Below are 19,345 nucleotides of genomic sequence, written 5' to 3' on the forward strand. Positions count from 1 at the left end.
TCACCCCTGTCGAACGTTCGCTCCACCCCTTCGTTTGAGTTTCGATAATGTGAGGATGAAGCCCGCCTTTGGTTGTCTGCCTGCCGCGTCGTGCAGATGGTTCAGGGATGGGAGGCCCTTTCGACATCCTCGTCGAGCAGCACCGGGAGCTCGAGGAGCGCTTCGAGCACCTGGGAGCGGGTGACGATGAGTCTGGGTCATCCGGGGTCGTGCGGGAGCTGGTGGCGCTGTTGCGACACCACCTGTGGCTGGAGGAGCGCTGTCTTCAGCCCTGGGTGACCCGGGTGGAGGGGCGTGCCCGGGGTCGGCAGCAGGCCGGGGACCGGCAGGCCATGCATGAGCTGTTGGATGAGATGGAGGAGCATCCTCCCGACAGCGCGGAATGGCAGGCCCGCTTCCTCACGCTCGAGGACCTGTGGGTCGCGCATCTCCAAGAAGTGGAGTCCTCATTGCTGCCCCGGCTCACGTCGGTGATGGATCCACGCGAGCAACAGGCGCTCGCCCAGGAGCTGTCCCGGAGCCGACGGGACATGGGCTCCGAGGCCTCCGAGGCCTGTTTCTCGGGCTCCGGACCCCTCCTGGATGACCTGCGCTGGGAGGGTTGAGCGCCGTTCCCGCCTCACTGGAATGGGACCCGACCTGGGACGGCGGGGGGGGTGATACGTCCTTCAGTCACACCTTTTATCGCTTCCTTTAGACAAATCCTAAATTGGAAGGTATGGGTATGGACGGCTTCACAAATCAACTCCCCCTTCCAGACCTTCAACACCCAGACTAGCCAAGACGAGGATTGAACGAATGTCCGTGGATAAAGCGTTTCGGGACATGATCCGTAACGAAATCGAGGTCCAGCTCAAGCCGCTGCGCGACGTGGTCTCCCGCCTGGAGTCCGGTACGGCGGATCTGGATGCGCTGCGCAACGTGGCGGAGCGACTGGCCCCCCTGGCCGAGGTGGTGGGCCCCCTGTTCGGCGCCCAGCTGCCCGCGGCGAAGGCCGGCCGCAAGCCCGTGGGTCGCCCGGCGACGGCGGCGCGCAGCGCGGTGAGCGTGGCGGCCCCCAGCAGCGCGGGTGGCAAGCGCCGGGGCCGCAAGCCCGCGGTCGCGACGGCGGATGGCTCGCGCGCGTGCGCCATCGTCGGCTGCGGCAAGCCCAGCCGGACCAAGGGCTACTGCGCGGCGCACTACCAGAAGCTGCGCATGCTGGAGAAGACCAACCGTCGCCCCTCCGCGTGGGTGGATTACGCCCCCGCTGACAGCGTCGAGGACATCAAGCTTCCGCGTGGCCGCGCCGCGTCGAAGGCCCTGGCAGCAGCAGCGCAAGCCGCGAACGGTTAATCCGCGGCACGCTGCCCCGGCCCGGGCAGAGAGTGACCGCGCACCTTCGTCAATCCAGCTCCGTCGTCGGGAGAGGGTTCGAGGGACGCCCGTACGGGAAGTCTTGCCCGCGGGGGCTCGCAGGGGCATGAATGCCCGGGCCCATGAACAAACGAGATCTGGAGCCTGGCATCATCACCGACCTGGCCGGACGGACCACGTACGGTGAATACCTACAGCTCGACCGGGTGTTGTCGGCGCAGGTTCCGCGCTCGCAGCCACCGCATCACGACGAGCTGCTCTTCATCATCCAGCACCAGACGAGCGAGCTGTGGATGAAGTTGCTCATCCACGAGCTGAGCGCGTGTATCCGCTATGTCCAGGCGGACCGGCTGGAGCCTTCCTTCAAGATTTTCGCGCGCGTGGGGCACATCCAGCGGATGCTCTTCGAGCAGTGGAGCGTGCTGGAGACGCTCACGCCCAATGAGTACCTGGAGTTCCGTGACGCGCTGGGGCCCGCGTCCGGCTTCCAGAGCTGGCAGTACCGCGCGGTGGAGTTCCTGTTGGGCAACAAGGACGTCAACGCCCTGGGCCCCTTCCGCCACCAGCCGGACGTGCACGGGGAGCTGGAGCGGCTGCTCGAGTCCCCCAGCCTCTACGACGAATTCCTGCGCTACCTGGCTCGCAAGGGTCACGCGATTCCCGAGGACCACGCGAAGCGCGACTGGAAGAAGCCGTACGAGAAGAGCCCCGCGGTGGTGGAGGTGTTCCGTCGCATCTACGAGGACACCGAGGCGCACTGGGACGCGTACGAGATGTGCGAGAAGCTGGTGGACACCGAGGAGCGCTTCCAGCTCTGGCGCTACCGTCACATGATGACGGTGATGCGAATCATCGGGTTCAAGCAGGGCACCGGTGGCTCGTCGGGCGTGTCCTTCCTGCGCAAGGCGTTGGACCTGCGCTTCTTCCCGGAGCTGTGGGATGTGCGCACGGAGCTGCTCCCGCCTGGCGCCCGGCCCCCGTCTCCCACGCGGTGAGTCTTCTTCCCCGCCCCGGTCATGGCAGGCGTTGCGCGCCTGTCCTGACATCCGAGAGGGTGAGAGGAATGAGGCGAAGCCGGGGGTGACAGGCTTCGGCGGCTGAAACATCGACAATGTGACGTGGGAGGGCGGGTGGGGTGGCACCCCGAGGGCCGAGCGAAGCGGCCGTGGGTGGAATGACGCCTCCCGGACACGTGGGCGAGGAAGGGCGCTTGGCGGCCTGAAGGGTGGGAGCCAGCGGCTAGGCTTCCGCGCACCATGGCCGCCGAGTCTCCCCTGCTCTTCGAGAAGGCGCACATCCTGTGCTACCGGACCTTCGATATCGCGGAGGAGATCAACCTCGAGCGGGCGCGCAGGGCCGTCTCCGAGGACACCCGCCGGTTGAAGCTGTCGCGCGAGAATGGCCAGTACCTGCAGCTGCCCAATCCGCCGCTGGCGTATGAGTTGGGGCGGCGGGCGCTGGCGCTTCGTGACAATCCTGTCACGGTGGATGCCACCGCGCGCCTGTTCGACCATGGCGCGGCGTCCATCATCTTGAGGGTGCCGGTGGTGCCGGGCACGTCGTTGGAGCAGCTCACGCGGGTGGCGGACGAACTCTACGACAGCCAGGCGCTGGAGGACCTGGCGTTGGATTTGGTGGAGGGCGTGCGGCGCACGATTGCGCCGGCGGTGCAGGGCGCGCACCTGTGGGACCAGAACGAGAGCTACACGGTCATCTTCGCGGAGAGCATCCGGGGCCACCCCACCGCGGAGGCGCTGCTGGAGCAGGCGGACCTGGCGCGGCTCTTGTTGGGGGAGAACGGGGAGACGCCGCTGTCGCGCCGGGAGAGCGAGGCCGTCACCCAGGTGCGCTTCAGCTACACGGTGAACGATTTGGTCGTCATCGACTGGAACAGCGCGTTCGTCTACGAGCCGTCGGGCTCCGGGGACATCCCGGACCTGCTCGAAATCGCCAACGCGCAGCTGTTGGAGTTCCGTTACTTCGACGAGAAGCTGGACCAGCACATCGCGCGCATCCACGACGAGGTGCAGGCCAAGCGCCACGGGTGGACGCGGCTGTTCCGCAGTCCGTACCGCACGCTGACGCGCCAGACGTTGGGCACGCTGGTGGACCTGAACGAGTTCATCGAGCGGGTGGACAACAGCCTGAAGATCATCGGCGACTTCTACCTGGCCAAGGTCTACGAGGCCGCGGTGCGGCGCATGCGCATCCCCGCGTGGCAGGGCTCGGTGACGCGCAAGCAGCAGCTGCTCGCCCAGACGTACGGCCTGCTCAAGGGCGACGTGGACATCGACCGCTCGCACACCCTGGAGGCGGTCATCGTGCTGCTCATCGTCCTGGAAATCTTCTTCGCCTTCTTCAACGTGTTCGCCCACTGAAGCGGAGTGTTCGCCCACTGAACTCCCGGGCGACTTGTCCCCGGGTCCTGGGCGCGCTCGGGTTTCGCGGGCACAGCGGACATGGGACACTGGGCCTTCGCGGTGGGGCCCGCCGGTGGGCCTTGGCTGGGGGGACGTGTGGGCATGAAGGTGCCCGAGAGCAACCGGGGAGCCGCCGAGGACCGCGTGACGCGGACGTTGGAGCGGCTGCCCCTCGCGCCGTCCGTGGAGGCGGTGCTGGAGGCGCTGCTGCGTGAGGCCGCGTCCGCCCTCGCCGTGTCCGGTGTCTTCATGTGTTGGCGAGAGGACGGAAGCGACCTGCGGGTGCTCGTCACGCCGGGGCTGTCCGTCGACGCCGCGCGCGCCCGGGGTGGGCGGCTGCTGGACGGCCTGAGGGACATCGACGGTGGCCTGTTGCCGTACGTGGCGTTGGACGCGGAGCGGGAGGTGCTGGCGGCGCTGCCGCTGCTCTCGGGTGTGGAGCCAGGGAGCGGCGTGGGCGTGCTGTGCGCGGTGCTGCCGGAGGGCCGGGTGCCGACAGAGGAGGAGCTGGCTCGGCTGGGATTGCAGGCGCGGCTGGCGGGCCTGGTGTTGGAGCGCGAGTGGGCGGTGGCGGGCACGCGCGAGGCGGTGGCGCGGGCGCGCGCGGAGGTGGAGCAGGCGGAGGTGCTGCGGCTCAGCCGCTTCCAGGCGGTGACGGAGGCGTTCGGCCAGACGCTCACGCGCGAGGAGGTGGCCCATGTCGTGCTGGACTTGGGGCTGCCCGCGGTGGAGGCGACGTCGGGCATGGTGCACCTGACGGCGGAGGGGCGCGCGGCCTCGGAGCTCGTCGCGGTGGTGGGCGTTCCGGACGCGCTGGTGGAGCCCTTGCGCGTGTTGCCCCGAGGGGGCGAGGAGTTGTTGGCCGAGACGGCGATGCGCGCGGAGGCGCCGGTGTGGCTGGAGACGGTGGCGGCGATACGCGAGCGCTATCCGGCGCTCACGGAGCCGTTGGGGGAGGGGCCGCCCTGCTCACTGGCGCTGTTGCCGCTGTTCGTGGAGGGGCGGGTGTTCGGGACGCTGGCGTTCGGCTTCGCGCGGGAGAAGGGCTTCTCCGCGCTGGAGCGCGCGTCGCTCGTGGGGTTGTCGCGGCAGTGCGGGCAGGCGCTGGAGCGCGCGCGGTTGTACGAGCGGGAGCACACCGCGCGCCTGGAGGCGGAGGCGCTGGGGGCTCGGCTGAGCCTGCTGGCGGACGCGAGCGCGTGGGTGTCCGGCTCGTTGAGCTGGGAGGAGACGGTGGCGGGCGTGGCGCGGCTGGCGCTGGGACACTTCGCGGATGGGTGCGCGGTGGACTCGTACGAGGACGGCGTGGTGCGCCGGCTGGCGGTGCTGCACGCGGACCCGGAGAAGGCGGAGCGGGTGTTGGAGCTGACCAGCTTCCCACTGGATGCGGGGCAGCCGTCGCTCCTGTCGCGGGTGCTGACGAGCAGGCAGTCCCGGCTGGAGACGCGCAGGACGCGGGGGCCCGTGGACGCGAAGCTGGGGGCGTCCTGGCGCGCGAGCACGCTCATCCTCACGCCGCTGGTGGCGCGGCAGCGCACGTTGGGGGCGCTGACGTTCGTGCGGGACTCGGAGCGCTCGCCCTTCGACGCGGCGGACGTGTCGCTGGCGGAGGAGCTGGCGCGGCGCGCGGCGCTGGCGATGGACAACGCGCGGCTGTTCCGGGACGCGCGCGCGGCGGAGGAGGAGAGTCGCCGGGGCGCGGCCAGGTTGCACGTGCTGGTGCAGGTGAGCCAGCTCATCGCCGAGGCGGGGTTGGACTTGCCCACGGTGCTGGACGTGCTGGCGAGCAAGGTGTCGGAGGCCTTGGGGGGCGGGTGCGTGCTGCAGTTGCTCGGGGAGGACCGGGAGCAGCTGGAGGTGGTGGCGGCGCACCATCCGGATCCGCTGGCGCGTGGGGTGCTGGAGGAGGCGTTGCGCAGGGACCCGGCGCGGGTGGGGGAGGGGTTGTCGGGCCGGGTGGTGGCGACGGGCAAGACGCTCTTCGTGCCTCGGCTGAGCGCGGAGGAGCTGCGCGGGGACCGCTCGCCGGAGGGCGTGGGTTTCCTGGAGCGGTACGGGCCGCAGAGCCTCATCGTGGTGCCGCTGGGCGCGCGGGGGCGGGTGCTGGGGACGTTGGGCGTCATCCGCGAGGCGCGGGGGCGCGAGTACACGGCGGAGGAGCGGGCGTTGTTGGAGAGCCTGGCGGCGCGGGCGGCGTTGGCCATCGAGGACGCGCGGCTGTACGGCGCGGCGACGCAGGCGGTGAAGGCGCGCGACGAGCTGTTGTCGGTGGCGGGGCACGAGCTGAAGTCGCCGCTCAACGCGCTGCAGTTGCAGATTCACCTGTTGGCGCGGATGGCGAAGGACGCGATGTCGGCGAGCGGGCTGGCGGAGCGGGCGGAGAAGGCGGCGCGGGCGGGGCAGCGGTTGGGGCTGCTCATCGATGACTTGTTGGATGTGTCGCGCATCAGCGCGGGGCGGCTGAGCCTCAACCGCGAGGAGTTGGATTTGGCGGCGCTGACGCGCGAGCTGGTGTCGCGGATGTCGGAGGAGCTGGCGCGCGCGGGCAGCGAGGTGCGGTTGGTGGCGGACGTGGAGGTGTTGGGGCACTGGGACAAGCTGCGATTGGAGCAGGTGTTGGTGAACCTGTTGTCCAACGCGGCGAAGTACGGCGCGGGGCGGCCGGTGACGGTGCAGGTGGAGTCGAGGGGGCTGGTGGCGGCGCTCGCGGTGCGCGACGAGGGCATCGGCGTGGCGCAGGAGGACCAGGAGCGCATCTTCGAGCGCTTCGAGCGCACCGAGTCCGCGCAGCACTTCAAGGGCCTGGGGTTGGGGCTCTGGATTACCAAGCGCATCGTCGAGGCCCACGGCGGCGGCATCCGCGTGGAGAGCCAGCCCGGCCGGGGCTCCACCTTCACCGTGGAGCTGCCGTTGCCGTCAGCCGCCCCGCGTTGAGCGTCAACAGGGGCCGGGTCCTGGATGCCTCGCCCGCTCTGGATGAGAGCGTCCTCGTCGCGGTGGTGGGAGTCCTCCCGGACCGGGGGCAGGTCGGATACGCTGCGTCCTTGCGTCCCTGGCTTCCTGGACGCGGAAGGCCGCCCCCACATGAGCGCATCCAGCCCCCTCTTCGGTGACCTGTTGCTCAAGCTGGGCATCGTCACGCCCATGCAGGTGCAGGAGGCCCTGGCCCTCCAGGCCCTCACCGGCCAGCGCGTGGGTGAGGCCCTCATCTCCCTCGGCTACGTCACCCGGGAGCAGATTCAGGACGCGCTCGGCGAGGCCCTCGGCCTCCACCACGACAAGGGCCCCTCGCAGCCCGCCCTGGGCGAGCTGCTCGTGGGCCTCAAGTACGTGACGCTCGCCCAACTGGAGGAGGCGCTCGCCCGTCAGCGCCGCGATGGCCGCAAGCTGGGCGAAATCCTCGTGGAGCTGGGCCACTGCACCTACAAGCAGATCTACGAGGCCCTGGGCCTGCAGAACCGCATCGCCGGCCGCCAGGAGAACCCCCGCCCCTTCATCGACGGGCGCCGCCGCGTCGTCGTCGTCGATGACAGCCCGCTCGCCTGCGCCTTCGTGCAGGAGGGGCTCGTCGCCCTGGGCTACGAGGTGCTCTGCTTCCAGGACCCGTTCGAGGCCCTCGAGGGCATGAGCCGTCTGCAGCCCGCCATCGTCCTGAGTGACTTGGAGATGCCCGGCCTGGACGGCCTGGAGCTGTGCCGCCGCCTCAAGGAGGGCCCCACGCGCGGCCTGCCCGTCATCTTCCTCACGGCGAATGACCGCGAGGCGGAGAAGGTGCGCGGCCTGCGCGCCGGCGCGGACGACTACGTCAACAAGTCCGCGTCCATGGATGAGCTCGCCGCGCGCATCGAGAGCGTGGTGCGCCGCACCAGCGAGACCGAGCGCATGCGCAAGCTGTTCGCGCGCTACACGTCCGCGGCCGTGGTGGACGAAATCCTCAAGAGCGCCGACGGCGTGGTGCTCACCGGCGAGAAGCGCGAAGTCACGCTGCTGTTCGCGGACATCCGCAACTTCACGGGCCTGGCCGAGAGCCTCCCTCCCGAGCAGGTCGTCGGCGTCCTCAACCAGGTGCTGGGTCGGCTGTCCGACGCGGTGCTGACGTGCGGCGGCACGCTGGACAAGTTCCTCGGCGACGGGCTGATGGCCGTGTTCGGCGCCCCGGTGGCGCGCACGGACGACGCGCTGCGCGCCCTCCAGTGCTCGAAGATGATGATGGACGCGATGACGGACCTGCGCGTGGAGGCGGAGGCCGAGTGGTCCGCCAACGGGCGCGAGGGACACCCGCTGGTGCTCGAGCTGGGCGTGGGCATCAACTCCGGCGTCGTCGTCGCGGGCAACATCGGCAGCACCGTGCGCTCGGAGTACACCTGTATCGGCGACGCGGTGAATGTCGCCGCGCGCCTGTGCGCCCTGGCTGGCCCCGGGGAAATCCTGGTGGGCGAGCGCACCCGGGACCTGGTGGACGCCCGGGAGACGGCCTTCGAGGACCTGCCTCCCGTGCGCCTGAAGGGCAAGCAGCAGCCCGTGCCGCTCTACCGCGCGCTCTAGGGCCCCAGGCGAAGTCTTTCGCGCCCCAGGGCGTCTCAACGGGTAGGGTGGGGGCATGACAGCACCCGCCTCCGATGCCCACCCTCCGCCCTCCCGCCGCTCTCCCGTCCTCTGGGTGGGGCTGGTGTTCGCCGTCGCGCTCGTGGGCGCGGTGCTGATGGGGGCGCTGACGCGCTCGAAGGCGGTGCACGCGGAGCGCATCCATCAGGACCTGGCGGTGCTGGAGGACGCCCTCAACCGCTACCACGCGGACGGCAACGTGCTGCCGGAGGAGGCGGACCTGGAGCCGCTGCTCGTCCCCAAGTACCTGTCCGCGCTGCCCGTGGACCCGTGGGGCCGGCACTACCGCTACACCAGCAACGGCAGCCAGGTGTTCCTCGCCACCTTCGGCAAGAGCGACGACCGGGGCGGCAACGGCGAGGAGCAGGACCACACCAACCACGACGGCCACCCTCGGCCGGAGGCGAAGTAGCCGTCCGGGCGGGCGTTTGCGCGGCGTGAGGAGAGCAGGCGTGCGGTGGGCCCGCCGCCCCTCCCCGTCCGAGGAGGGGCCCCCGTCCGGCGACAGCGTGCGCATCTGTCCTCCAGGGGGTGGAGTCTCGGCCATCCCTTCCGAGGAGGGCGGCCATGGCCATCGTCTGTGCGAGCCCGCTGATGGCGCGGGAGTCCCGGGAAGTGGAAGTCGCCGCGGCGCTGGCGGCGCGGCTGGGTGAGCCGCTGTTGCTCGTGGGGGTGATGGACGGCGAGCCCCTCACCGACGCCGTGCGCCGGGAGGCCCAGCATCACCTGGAGGCCCAGGCGGAGCGGCTGCACCTGCCTGCGGGTCGGGTGAGCTGCCGGGTGCGCTCGGATACCGAGGAGGTGCTCGCGGACGAGGAGTGCCGGCACTCGCGCTGGGTGGTGGCCGCGGCGGAGGGCTGGCGCACGTCGGCGTGGCGGCGCGCCTCGCTGCCCGAGCGGCTGGCCCGACACGGCTGTGGCCCGGTGCTGTCGGTGCGCCGCGCGGACGCGCTGGTGGACTGGATGCGCGGTCGCAGGCGGCTGCTCGTCGTGGTGGGCGTGGATCCGCTGTCCCCCACGGCCGACGCGGCGGTGGGCTTCCTGCGGGAGCTGCGCCGGGTGGGGCCGTGCGACGTGCTGGCCACGTACGTGTGCTCGCCCTTGGAAGAGCGCGAGCGGCTGGGCATCCACACGCCGGTGCACGTGGACGTGCTGGAGCCCGGCTTGCGGGACATGGAGGCGCTGGACCCCGCCGTGCAGACGGTGCTGCTGCGCGAGGTGCGCGAGCAGGTGGGCGACTTGCTGGGCGAGGGCGGCGTGGACGTGGTGCTGGAGCCGGGCTTCGGCCGGCCCGCGGACCACCTGCTGCACGTGGCGCTCTCGCGCGGCGCGGACCTGGTCGTCGTGGGCATGCGCGCGCAGGGGCCGGTGAAGCGCTGGTGGCATGGCTCGGTGTCCGCGGGCGTGCTGCGGCACGCGGAGCAGGCGGTGGTGTGCGTGCCGGACACGTTGCACGCGCCCCGTCGCGCGCAGCCTCCGAAGAGCGTGCTGGTGCCGGTGGACTTCTCGGATGCGTGCCTGCGCGCCATCACCCAGGCGCGCTCGATGGTGGGGCCGGGAGGCCGGGTGCACCTGCTGCACGTGCACCGCCGACGCTTCGGCGAGACGGGCTTCATGGACCACTACGGCGTGCTGCCCGAGCCTCCGCGCGAGCACGAGGCGACGCTCCAGCGGCTGTGGGGCCTGGTGCCCCAGGACGAGGGCGCGCGGGCGCTGCGCTGGAGCGTGGAGGGCGTGTCCGGCGAGGACATCGCGCTGGCCATCTGCCAGGCCACGGAGCGCGAGGGCGTGGATCTGGTGTGCCTGGGCACGTCGGGCGTGCCCTCCCAGGCGCCGGACGCGCTGCCCGTCGTGGTGGCGCGGGAGCTGGTGGCGCGCTGCCGTCGCCCCGTGATGGTGGTGCCCGCCTCGTGACATCTCCGAGACACCAGTCACCCAGGTACACATGAAAGGGCTTTCAGGTGGGTCGCGCCGAGCCCCACCTGCCAGGATACCCGGGGCGTTGAATGGAGCACCCGAGGGGGCGTTAGAATCCGGCCTCCACGCTTCAGGCAGCAGGGGGTTTGCCGGTGACGCTCAGCGGTTACCGAGAAGAAGAGCTCGTCTGCAATCGTGCCTCGCTCATCATCCACGGAGGTACCGAAGAGGAGCGACGCAGCTGGGCCCAGGAGGCCGCGCGCAGCTTCGATGTGGAGCTGATGGAGGTGCGGCAGGCCGTGGACCTGGCCAACGCGCTCCGCCAGCGCAACGGCGTGGTGTTCATCCCGGACGCGGTGAAGCTGGGGCGCGAGGCGCAGGGGCTCATCCTGCGCTGCCTGCAGATGCAGGAGGAGCGGCCCAAGGTGGTGGTGGGCGTGTCGGGCGCGGCGGACGCGGCGCTCTCACGCGGCACCCTGCGCGAGGACCTGCACTACCGGCTGCATCAGGCCCAGGTGGACTTGCAGAAGGAGGGCCTCCGGGACTTGCTGCGTCGTCGCTGGGCGCTCCAGGCGGAGCAGCTCGCGGTGAAGGCCGCCGCCGTCCGCGCCGCCGAGGAGAAGGCCCGCGCCGCCGCCGAGGCCCGTCGCCCCGGCACCGTGACGCGCACCTTCCCCAAGGCGCGCAAGCCCGTGTCGAGCTCGCGCAAGTCGGCGCCTCGCAACGCCTCGCCGCGCTGAGCAGGCGCACAGGTCCGGCTCTTCCGCGCCTCGAGTCAGGCGCGGTGGCCGGAGGCGTCGTCCGTGGCCCACTGGTGACAAGAGGAGAGGCCATGACCCTGGAGCTCATCCGAGGAGACATCACCCGCGTCGACGCGGACGCCATCGTCAACGCGGCCAACAGCGCGCTGTTGGGCGGGGGCGGCGTGGACGGGGCCATCCACCGCGCGGCCGGGCCGGAGCTCCTGGCCGAGTGCCGCATGTTGCACGGCTGTCCCACGGGGCAGGCGAAGCTGACGAAGGGCTACCGGCTGCCCGCCCGCCACGTCATCCACACGGTGGGGCCGGTCTGGGGTGGAGGGACCCGGGGGGAGGAGGCGACGCTCGCGCGGTGCTACAAGAGTGTCTTCGCCCTGGTGGAGCAGCACGGCCTGCGCTCGGTGGCGTTCCCGTCCATCTCCACGGGCGTGTATCGCTTCCCCATCGAGCGGGCGGCGTCCATCGCGCTGCGGGAAATCCGGGCGGCGCTCGGGCGGCTGCCCCAGCTGGAGAAGGTGACGGTGGTGCTCTTCTCCCAGGCGGACCTGGAGACCTACCAGCGAGCCCTCACGGGGCTGTCGTCAGAGGGGGGCGGGGGCGAGAATGTGTGAACGAGAAAAACTGGGCTAGAGTTTCGCCCACGTCCTTTCTTCGTCGGAGCATCACATGTCTCAGGATAACGCCCCCGCCAAGCCCAAGCGCGGGCTCAAGCGACCCATCGAGGTCGTTCGCGCCGAGCTGCTGAACGACGCGGACACCAAGAAGATTGCCAAGGCCGTCGGCATGAAGCTGGAGGACTACGTCGAGCTGGTCCTCAAGTACGCGCAGGACAAGGACCTGGAGCCGGAGCTCAACATCGTCCCGGACGAGGAGCTGAAGAAGAACGGCATCACCCCGGTGACGGCCGACGAGGCCGCGGACCTGCTCATCCGGGGCATGAAGGGCGAGCTGCCCGGGTCGGCTCCGGACTTCGACAACTCCAAGTTCGAGAAGGCCACCTCGGGCGCCGCCGCCGGGAAGCCCTCCCTGAGCGTGGACGCGCCTCCGTCGACGCCCCAGGCCCCGGCCCCCTCCACGGGGACCCAGGACGCCGCGGCGCGGCAGGCGATGTTGGATCAGATCAAGCGGGGTGGTGGCGGTCGGGCCTGAGGTCCTGCCCCGGGGGGATGGAAGGCCGGAAAAATTCCCACGGAAATTCTGGCGGAAACTATTCAGCCGCCCTGTCGAGAATCACTTCGAGTCTTCCTTCTCCCAAACTTCCGCGTCCCCCGCGAACCTCTGAGGTGTCACCATGGGCCTGTTCAATCTGAAGAACCTGAACCCCGCGAACCTGTTCAAGGATGTCCTCAAGACGGTCGGCTCCGCGGCGGAGAAGGTCGGCGGCCTCGCCGGTGGCATCGCGAAGTTCGGTGAGAAGCTCCTGGGCTTCCTGAAGAAGCCGGCCTCGGAGATCATCGAGCCCATCACCAACAAGATCAGCGAGCAGATCAACAAGATCCCCTACGTGGGCAAGTTCCTGGCCCCGGTGGTGGACGGCCTGCTGAAGCAGGGCGTGACGTCGCTGGTCGGCGAGGGCCCCATCGGCGGCATCGGCGCGCTGGCGAAGGCCACCTCGAAGATCGAGGACGTGACCAAGGTCGCCGAGCAGGTTCGCGCTGGCGCCGAGAAGGTGGGCGCGTGGACGGACAACGTCCTCGGCCAGCAGAACGTGCAGAACATCATCGCGCAGCGCCACGCCGCCTTCCTCGAGTAAGGCACCTCGCGCCCCTGGCGCGAAGCTGTGGCAAGCCAGAGGGCCGGTCCTCCGCCAACGCGGGGCCGGCCCTTCGGCTTTGCGGGGCAGCAGCGCGGGCCGGTCCTCCGAGCGGGAGGCGCCGGCCCTTTGGCGTTGTGGGGTGGCTTCCGCGCGTGAGGCAGGGCGGCCCTCTGGCTTTGAGGGACGCTGCGAGGGCGGGTTCCGCGCGTGAGGGCGGCCCTTCGGTTTTCGGGGGCAGATGCGAGGTCTGGAGGCGCTGCCCCCTCGGCTTCGGGGCCGTGGCGAGCCGCGAGCCTCCGAGGCGTGAAAGACGGCGAGGGCCGACTCGTCGGTTCCACAGGTCCATCGGGGGGCTACTGCCAGAGGCGCGAGGCCACTCGATAGACGTCGGGTGGGCAGGCATCCGCGAGGGCCGGGCTGCTCGGGCCCGACTCACCTCACGGGGCAGACCGGATGATCCTCATTCCTCAAGAATCGGGAGTCCGGAGGCATACTGCCAGTGAATGCATTCGCCCGACTCACGAAGGCAGGCGATTCGTTGCGTCGCCGGAGGCGAAAGGCGCGCTCACGGTCTCACGAGCGCGAGCTGGCGGCACGGTCGAGCGCCACGCCACGGATCAACATCCCCGGGTCCATGGGACCCCGCCCGCCTCACGCCTCTTCGCGCATCAGCCGCTTCACGTCGACGAGGAGTCGGTCCGTCGAGTCGCTGTCGGCGCTGTCGTAGTACCCGCGGACCTCCCCCTTCGAGTCCACGAGGACGAAGTGGGAGCCGTGGAAGATGGAGGTCAGGTCGTCCTCGGGGGCGCCGGCCTCGCGGCCCATGCTGACCTTGAAGCCCTGGACGATGACGTCCTGGAGGACGGCGTAGTCCCCGGTGAGGAAGCTCCAGCGGGCGAAGTTGGCGCCGTGCGTCTGGCCGTACTCGGCGAGGCGCTCGGGGGTGTCGTACTTCGGGTCGACGGAGAAGGAGACGAGCTGGAGGCCCGTGCCGTGGGCGTCGGTGCTCTTCTGCACGTGCGCCATCTTCCGGGTGAACGCGGGGCAGATGGTGGGGCAGCGGGTGAAGATGAAGTTGGCGATGTAGGGGTGCCCGCGGAGCTGGGCGTTGCCGAAGGGCTGTCCGTCCTGCCGGGTGAAGGAGAAGTCCGGGAGGGTGCCGAGTCGGGGCAGCGGCTCGCTGTTGCCGCGCACCAGGGACAGGCCCAGGGCGGCGGTGAGTCCCAGGGCGATGACGGCCAGGCCAGCCCAGAAGGCGGGGCGCTGGGTGAGACGGGCCTGGGGGAGCGCGAGGGGCGATTCGGCGGACATGGGCCTGGGACTAACGAAAGGCCTGGGAGGGCACAAGCGCCGAGGTGTCGCAGGGGCCAAGCCGCCTACTCGCGAGGTGTAGCCGGCGACAGGTCACCCCGGTGGGCAGGCGAGCCCAGGAGGGCCTCGGCTTGAGGCGGCCACTTCCGCGTGCTAGCCGGGAGGGCGGTGATGACCGGTGAGCGCTCCAACCTGGGTCGACGAGCCGCATCCCGCCTCTCGGGACCGAGCGGGCACGTCCTTCGTGGGTCCTGTGTGAAGTCCCCACGGGACGCCAGGTCCCGTCGAGGCAGCGTGAACCATGGGCACTCCGCGATTCTCGCGCTGACGCTCCTGTCCCTGATGCCCGCGGAAGCCTGGGCCTGCGCGACGTGCTCCCTGCGGGAGCCGGAGTCCGCGGTGCGCTCGATGCTGCTCGTCGTGGGGTTGATGCTCACGCCCTTCGCGGTGTTGGGCGTGGGCCTGTGGGCCGTGCGCCGCGCGAACCGTGAGGACCCCCGGAAGGACCCGACATGAGCACCCCCGTCGAAGGGTCCACCCCTGTCTCGACGGGCGCGCAGACTCCCTCCGGGCTGAAGACCCTCGCGTTGCCCGAGAACGCGAGCACCCACGGCCCTCGCATCGACGCGCTGCTCGGGTGGAGTCACCGCATCGAGGCGGGCCTCGCGGCGATTGCGCTCGGGTGGATGCTCATCGCGGTGTGGCGCTTCCGAGGCGCGAAGCGCGCGGCCTCGGACGGCGGCACGAAGCGCTCCATCGCCTTCGTGCTCGGCCTGGCGCTGAGCACGTTCCTCATCGTGGACGGGACGTTGCTCGTGGGCTCCGAGGGCTACCTGCGGGACGTGCTGTGGAACCTCCAGGTCCCCGCCGAGGACCCGCGCACGGTGCGCATCGAAATCAACGCGCATCAGTGGTCCTGGGAGGCGCGCTACGCGGGCGAGGACGGCCGCTTCAACACGCCCGATGACGTGGTGACGTGGAACGACCTGCGAGTCCCCGCGGGAGTCCCCGTCTGGGTGCAGCTCGTCTCCACGGACGTGGTGCACGGCTTCTCGCTGCCGCACTTCCGCGTGAAGGTGGACGCGATTCCAGGTCGGGTGAATCAAACCTGGTTCCAGGCCGCGCGCGAGGGCACGTGGGAGGTGGCCTGCTACCAGCACTGCGGCACCAGCCACTACCGGATGCGCGGTGAGCTGCGCGCCCTGTCCTCGGAGGCCTATGCCGCGTGGCTGCGCGAGGCCGGACGACAGGCGCTCCAGGCGTACGACGCGGACGACGTCGCGGCCCACTGGGGTTGGGACTGGAGGACGCCGTGAGCGTCGACCACAAGCAGGTGGCCCGTCGCTACCTGTGGAGCGGGCTGGGCTTCCTCCTCCTGGGCGGACTGCTGGCGCTGCTCATCCGCTGGCAGTGGGCGTGGCCGGGGCAACCCGTACCGGGGCTCGCGTGGGCGCTGCCCGAGTCCCGAGGCGCGCTGACTCCGCCCACGTACACCTCGGTCTTCACCATGCACGGCCTGGTGATGATCTTCTTCGCGGTGACGCCGCTGCTCTTCGGCGCGCTGGGGCACTTCGTGTTGCCGCTGGCCATCGGCGCGCGAGGGCTCGCGTTCCCCCGACTGTCGACGCTGGGCTTCTGGGTCTACGCGCTGGGCGGCGCGCTGGTGCTCGTCTCGTTCGGGGTGCGGCTCGGGCCCGCGAATGCGGGGTGGACCGCGTATCCCCCGCTGTCGACCACCGCCTTCACGCCGGGCCTGGGGCAGACGCTGGTGACGGTGGCGGTGCTGTGCGCGGGCGTCTCGGCCTTCACGTACGGGCTGAACTTCGTCGTCACGGTGGCGCGGTGCCGAGCGCCCGGGATGACCTGGGGCCGACTGCCGCTCACGGTGTGGGGCCTGTTCTTCGCGTCGGTGTTGAACGTGCTCTTCGTGCCGGTGCTCGCGGCAGCCACCGTGTTGCTGTTGATGGACCGGTTGCTGGGGACACAGTTCTTCATCGCGGGCGCGGCGGCGGTGGGCGGCGGCGGGGACCCGGTGGTGTACCAGCACCTGTTCTGGCTGTTCGGTCACCCGGAGGTCTACATCCTCATCCTGCCCGCGTGGGGCATGGTGGGGGACATGGTGTCCTTCTTCAGTCGCAAGCCCGCGCACGGCTATCGACTGACGGCCGGGGCCATGGGCGTGGTGTCCGCGCTGAGCGGGCTGGTCTACGCGCACCACCTCTTCACCAGCGGGATGTCGCCCATGTTGGGGCGCACGTTCATGGTGTTGACGCTGCTCATCTCGTTGCCGGCGGAGGTGATGTTCCTCAACTGGCTGATGACGCTGTGGCGAGGGAGCGTGCGGCTGACCTCGCCGATGCTCGCGGCGCTCTCGACGGTGGTGGTGTTCGGGCTGGGCGGAATCACCGGGCTCGCGCTGGGCGCGGTGGCCACGGATGTGCCGCTGCACGGGACGCTGTGGGTGGTGGGGCACTTCCACCTGACGATGGGCGCGGCGAGCTTCCTGGGGGTCTTCGCGGGCCTGTACTTCTGGTTCCCCAAGATGTTCGGGCGGCAGCTGCACGAGGGGCTCGCGAAGGCGCACGTGGTGTCGAGCGCGGTGTTGTTCCTCGGGGTCTTCGGCGGACAGCTCGCGGCGGGCTACGCGGGACAACTGCGCAGGCTCTATGACCCGTACCAGTACACGTACCTGAAGCACCTGTTGCCGCTGAACCAGTGGACCACGGCGTGTGCGTTCCTGCTCGGGGCCGCGCAGGGGTTGTTCGTGGTGAACCTGGTGTGGACGCTCTGGCGCGGGCGCGTGGCGGACGCGAATCCGTGGCAGGTGGGCACGCTCGAGTGGACGTGCGCGGCCAGCCCTCCGAGCGACGAGAACTTCGAGCGAATCCCCGTCGTGCTGCGCGGGCCGCATGCGCTGTCCCAGCCCGAGGTGCTGGAGCAACTGGGCCGCGACTGGGTCGGACAGGCAGAGGCGCTGCCCGCGGAGGCCCCGGCCATCAGCGGTCCGCAGCCCCTGCTGGAGCGCACGTCATGAGCACGCCCGCTCAGGACACGTCGCCTGAAGTCGACACACGGGCCGAGGCGACACGGTGGCTCGGAACGGTGCTTGGCCTGTCCGCGTGGGCGATGTTCTTCGCGGCGCTCGTGTTCGCGGTGGGCTGGTACCGGATGCGAGAGGCGTGGCCGTCGCCGCGAGTGCCCACGTGGGGCCTGTGTCTCACGGGGCTCCTGCTCGTCGCGGGGAGCGTGGCCCTGCACCTGGGCTCACGGCGCGAGGGCCGCCGTCCCCTGTGGACAACTTGGGGAGTGTGGACCGCGGGGCTCGGGTTCCTCGCGCTCCAGGCGATGTGGATGCACCAGGCCTGGTGGACCGAGTACCTGCGCATCCCCGAGAGCGGCGTGCCCGCGTCGGCCTTCCATGGCCTCACCGCGCTGCACGCGCTGCACGTGCTCGGGGTGGAGGTCGGGCTCTTCGCCTGCTGCTGGCGTCACCTGCGCGGAGCGGACGCGCGAGCCTCGTGGCGGACCTGGTCCCTGGGCTGGCACTTCGTGACGGTGACGTGGGTGTTCCTCTTCGTGGCGGTGTACCTCCCATGACCTCTCGTGTGCTGTCGGCCCTGCTGCTCCTGGTGTCGCTGGCGTTCACGGGGTGTCGCTCGAAGAGCGCGCCCACCTTCGAGCCCCTGAAGCTCGCCGATGGCCGCGTCCTCTCCGCCCAGACGCTGGCGCGTGGGCACTCGGTGTACGCGTACTACTGCGCCTCCTGTCACGGAGAGCAGGGCGACGGACAAGGCCCGGCGGGACGGGGCATGCGGCCCGTGCCTCGCAGCTTCCGTCAGGGACTCTTCAAGTTCGGCGGCGTCTCCGTCGGAGAGCTGCCCACGGATGAGGCGCTGAAGCGCACGCTGCGACGCGGGCTCCACGGCACGCCGATGTTCGCGTGGGACGTGCCCGACGCGGACCTGGACGCGGTGGTGCAGTACCTCAAGACCTTCAGCCCGCGTTGGAAGGAGGAGGTCCCCGGCAAGCCGCTGGAGGTGTCCGCGGACCCGTGGCGAGGCCGTGACGCGGAGGCCATCGAGCGGGGCCGCGTCGCCTATCACGTGTCGGGCGCGGGGAACGCGGGCTGCTCGAGTTGTCACGTCGCGTACCTTCCGCGCGCGGAGCTGGCCGCGCTGATGAAGAAGGCCTTCGGGCGCGATGTGGACCTCTCCAAGGTGGACCCCTACACCGCGCAGGTCCGCGAGTCCGACCACCCCGTGGAGGTGGACACGAAGGGCGAGCCCACGCGCACGCAGAAAGTGCTCCCGCCGGACTTCCTCTTCCAGCCCCTGCGCACTATCTGGGCGGTGGGAGACACCGTCGAAGGCGCGCCGTACACACCCGAGCGTCAGCGCGAGGACCTCTACCGGGTCATCGCGGCGGGGGTGGGCGGCGCGGCCATGCCGACGTGGAAGGGCGCGATTCCGGAGGAGAACCTGTGGGCGCTCGCGTACTACGTGCAGACCCTCGTGATGCTGCGCGACACGGACGAGGCCGAGGCGCTGAGGGCTCGGCTGCGCGGCTCCACGATGAAATGAAGAGGCCGATGAGCATCTCTCGCCCTCGGGTCCGCGCGCGCCCTGCGCGAGGAGGCTTCATGTCCCCGCCGTGTCGTGTCCCCGCGCCGAGGGGGGGCTGAAGCCGCCCTCGTTGGTCCAGGTGTCCTGGTCCAGCAGGTGGTGTCTCCAGGTCGAGGGTGCGGTGGCGAGGGCACCCCGCGTCGTGTCCCCGAAATCCAGCAACCGCAACAGGTGCTCCTGAGGGGTGATGCGATAGGAGAACCAGAGCCCGCCGAGCTCCACGAGGTGCTCGCCCGCGTCCAGGCCGGCGATGTCACTGCGGCTCGGACCTCCATCCACGGCGGAGTATCGCCGGGGCGCCAGCTCCGCCATCGCCAGCAGATGCAGCGCGACCGCCATGCGCATCTCATTGGGCAGTTGCCAGTATGCGTGGTGGAGATGGAGCGGGATGTCGACCGTGTAGGAAGGCATGGCGGACCTCGGGCGGCCCGCCGCGCGACTTTGCGAGAAGGACGGCTTGGAAGGGTGGGTAGAGCCTCTTGAGGATGGACACGAAGGAGGCGGCGGACATGGAGCGGTGGGCCACTCGCCCGCCGAGGGGGCTCGGGGATGCGTCCTCGGGGCCGGAGACCCGAGCCCTGTCGCGACCTCCCGGAGGCG

19 protein-coding genes are annotated in these 19,345 nt (G+C 70.5%); 17 read left to right on the forward strand and 2 right to left on the reverse strand.

The features are described 5' to 3' along the window. The first annotated feature begins 107 nt into the window (after positions 1–107). The 12 genes from LXT21_RS32590 to LXT21_RS32645 all read left to right on the forward strand — a co-directional run bounded on the left by LXT21_RS32590 (position 108) and on the right by LXT21_RS32645 (position 12,809). Positions 108–605, forward strand: coding sequence for a hemerythrin domain-containing protein (locus LXT21_RS32590; RefSeq protein ID WP_254042111.1), 498 nt, complete (start codon positions 108–110; stop codon positions 603–605). Between the two features lie 193 nt (positions 606–798). After that, positions 799–1,335: a cell wall protein gene (locus LXT21_RS32595; protein ID WP_254042112.1), complete on the forward strand. Its 537-nt coding sequence runs from the start codon at positions 799–801 to the stop codon at positions 1,333–1,335. A gap of 131 nt (positions 1,336–1,466) precedes the next feature. After that, positions 1,467–2,351, forward strand: a complete 885-nt coding sequence (locus LXT21_RS32600; RefSeq protein WP_254042113.1) for a tryptophan 2,3-dioxygenase — start codon at positions 1,467–1,469, stop codon at positions 2,349–2,351. A gap of 261 nt (positions 2,352–2,612) precedes the next feature. Next, on the forward strand, positions 2,613–3,734 hold the full coding sequence (locus LXT21_RS32605; protein WP_254042114.1) for a hypothetical protein: 1,122 nt from the start codon (positions 2,613–2,615) through the stop codon (positions 3,732–3,734). 144 nt (positions 3,735–3,878) lie between these two features. After that, on the forward strand, positions 3,879–6,710 hold the full coding sequence (locus tag LXT21_RS32610; protein ID WP_267145431.1) for a sensor histidine kinase: 2,832 nt from the start codon (positions 3,879–3,881) through the stop codon (positions 6,708–6,710). A 150-nt stretch (positions 6,711–6,860) separates the two neighbouring features. Continuing rightward, on the forward strand, positions 6,861–8,321 hold the full coding sequence (locus LXT21_RS32615) for an adenylate/guanylate cyclase domain-containing protein (RefSeq protein WP_267145432.1): 1,461 nt from the start codon (positions 6,861–6,863) through the stop codon (positions 8,319–8,321). A 55-nt stretch (positions 8,322–8,376) separates the two neighbouring features. After that, entirely contained in the window at positions 8,377–8,793 is a 417-nt protein-coding gene (locus tag LXT21_RS32620; RefSeq protein ID WP_254042115.1) for a type II secretion system protein GspG, read from the forward strand. Between the two features lie 155 nt (positions 8,794–8,948). Further along, positions 8,949–10,295 (forward strand): universal stress protein, encoded by a 1,347-nt coding sequence (locus LXT21_RS32625; RefSeq protein ID WP_254042116.1) that lies wholly within the window; start codon positions 8,949–8,951, stop codon positions 10,293–10,295. 155 nt (positions 10,296–10,450) lie between these two features. Continuing rightward, on the forward strand, positions 10,451–11,038 hold the full coding sequence (locus tag LXT21_RS32630; RefSeq protein WP_254042117.1) for a Fis family transcriptional regulator: 588 nt from the start codon (positions 10,451–10,453) through the stop codon (positions 11,036–11,038). Between the two features lie 92 nt (positions 11,039–11,130). Continuing rightward, on the forward strand, positions 11,131–11,667 hold the full coding sequence (locus tag LXT21_RS32635) for an O-acetyl-ADP-ribose deacetylase (RefSeq protein ID WP_254042118.1): 537 nt from the start codon (positions 11,131–11,133) through the stop codon (positions 11,665–11,667). 55 nt (positions 11,668–11,722) lie between these two features. Continuing rightward, the gene (locus LXT21_RS32640; RefSeq protein WP_254042119.1) at positions 11,723–12,205 is read left to right on the forward strand and encodes a hypothetical protein; all 483 of its coding nucleotides are present in this window, start codon (positions 11,723–11,725) and stop codon (positions 12,203–12,205) included. A 142-nt stretch (positions 12,206–12,347) separates the two neighbouring features. Further along, a complete protein-coding gene (locus LXT21_RS32645; protein ID WP_254042120.1) occupies positions 12,348–12,809 on the forward strand; it encodes a hypothetical protein in 462 nt (153 codons plus the stop codon). A gap of 654 nt (positions 12,810–13,463) precedes the next feature. Here the strand turns inward: LXT21_RS32645 and LXT21_RS32650 are convergent. Next, positions 13,464–14,123 carry an SCO family protein gene (locus LXT21_RS32650; RefSeq protein ID WP_254042121.1) on the reverse strand — a complete coding sequence of 220 codons (660 nt, stop codon included), beginning with the start codon at positions 14,121–14,123 and terminating at the stop codon, positions 13,464–13,466. 294 nt (positions 14,124–14,417) lie between these two features. Between LXT21_RS32650 and LXT21_RS32655 the strand changes: the two genes are divergently transcribed. Genes LXT21_RS32655 through LXT21_RS32675 form a run of 5 tightly spaced genes read left to right on the forward strand, consistent with a single transcriptional unit; the run spans position 14,418 to position 18,703 of the window. Next, positions 14,418–14,639: a hypothetical protein gene (locus LXT21_RS32655; protein WP_254042122.1), complete on the forward strand. Its 222-nt coding sequence runs from the start codon at positions 14,418–14,420 to the stop codon at positions 14,637–14,639. Beyond that, positions 14,636–15,439, forward strand: a complete 804-nt coding sequence (locus tag LXT21_RS32660) for a cytochrome c oxidase subunit II (protein WP_254042123.1) — start codon at positions 14,636–14,638, stop codon at positions 15,437–15,439. Before LXT21_RS32655 ends, LXT21_RS32660 begins: the two co-directional genes overlap by 4 nt. Beyond that, complete coding sequence (locus tag LXT21_RS32665; RefSeq protein ID WP_254042124.1) at positions 15,436–17,157, forward strand: cytochrome c oxidase subunit I; 1,722 nt, start codon at positions 15,436–15,438, stop codon at positions 17,155–17,157. Before LXT21_RS32660 ends, LXT21_RS32665 begins: the two co-directional genes overlap by 4 nt. Next, positions 17,154–17,720 carry a cytochrome c oxidase subunit 3 gene (locus tag LXT21_RS32670; protein ID WP_254042125.1) on the forward strand — a complete coding sequence of 189 codons (567 nt, stop codon included), beginning with the start codon at positions 17,154–17,156 and terminating at the stop codon, positions 17,718–17,720. Before LXT21_RS32665 ends, LXT21_RS32670 begins: the two co-directional genes overlap by 4 nt. Continuing rightward, complete coding sequence (locus LXT21_RS32675; protein ID WP_254042126.1) at positions 17,717–18,703, forward strand: c-type cytochrome; 987 nt, start codon at positions 17,717–17,719, stop codon at positions 18,701–18,703. Before LXT21_RS32670 ends, LXT21_RS32675 begins: the two co-directional genes overlap by 4 nt. 57 nt (positions 18,704–18,760) lie before the next feature. Here LXT21_RS32675 and LXT21_RS32680 read toward each other — a convergent pair whose 3' ends face one another. After that, complete coding sequence (locus LXT21_RS32680; RefSeq protein WP_254042127.1) at positions 18,761–19,156, reverse strand: hypothetical protein; 396 nt, start codon at positions 19,154–19,156, stop codon at positions 18,761–18,763. Positions 19,157–19,345: the final 189 nt, after the last annotated feature.

Source organism: Myxococcus guangdongensis (assembly GCF_024198255.1).
GTDB lineage: Bacteria > Myxococcota > Myxococcia > Myxococcales > Myxococcaceae > Myxococcus > Myxococcus guangdongensis.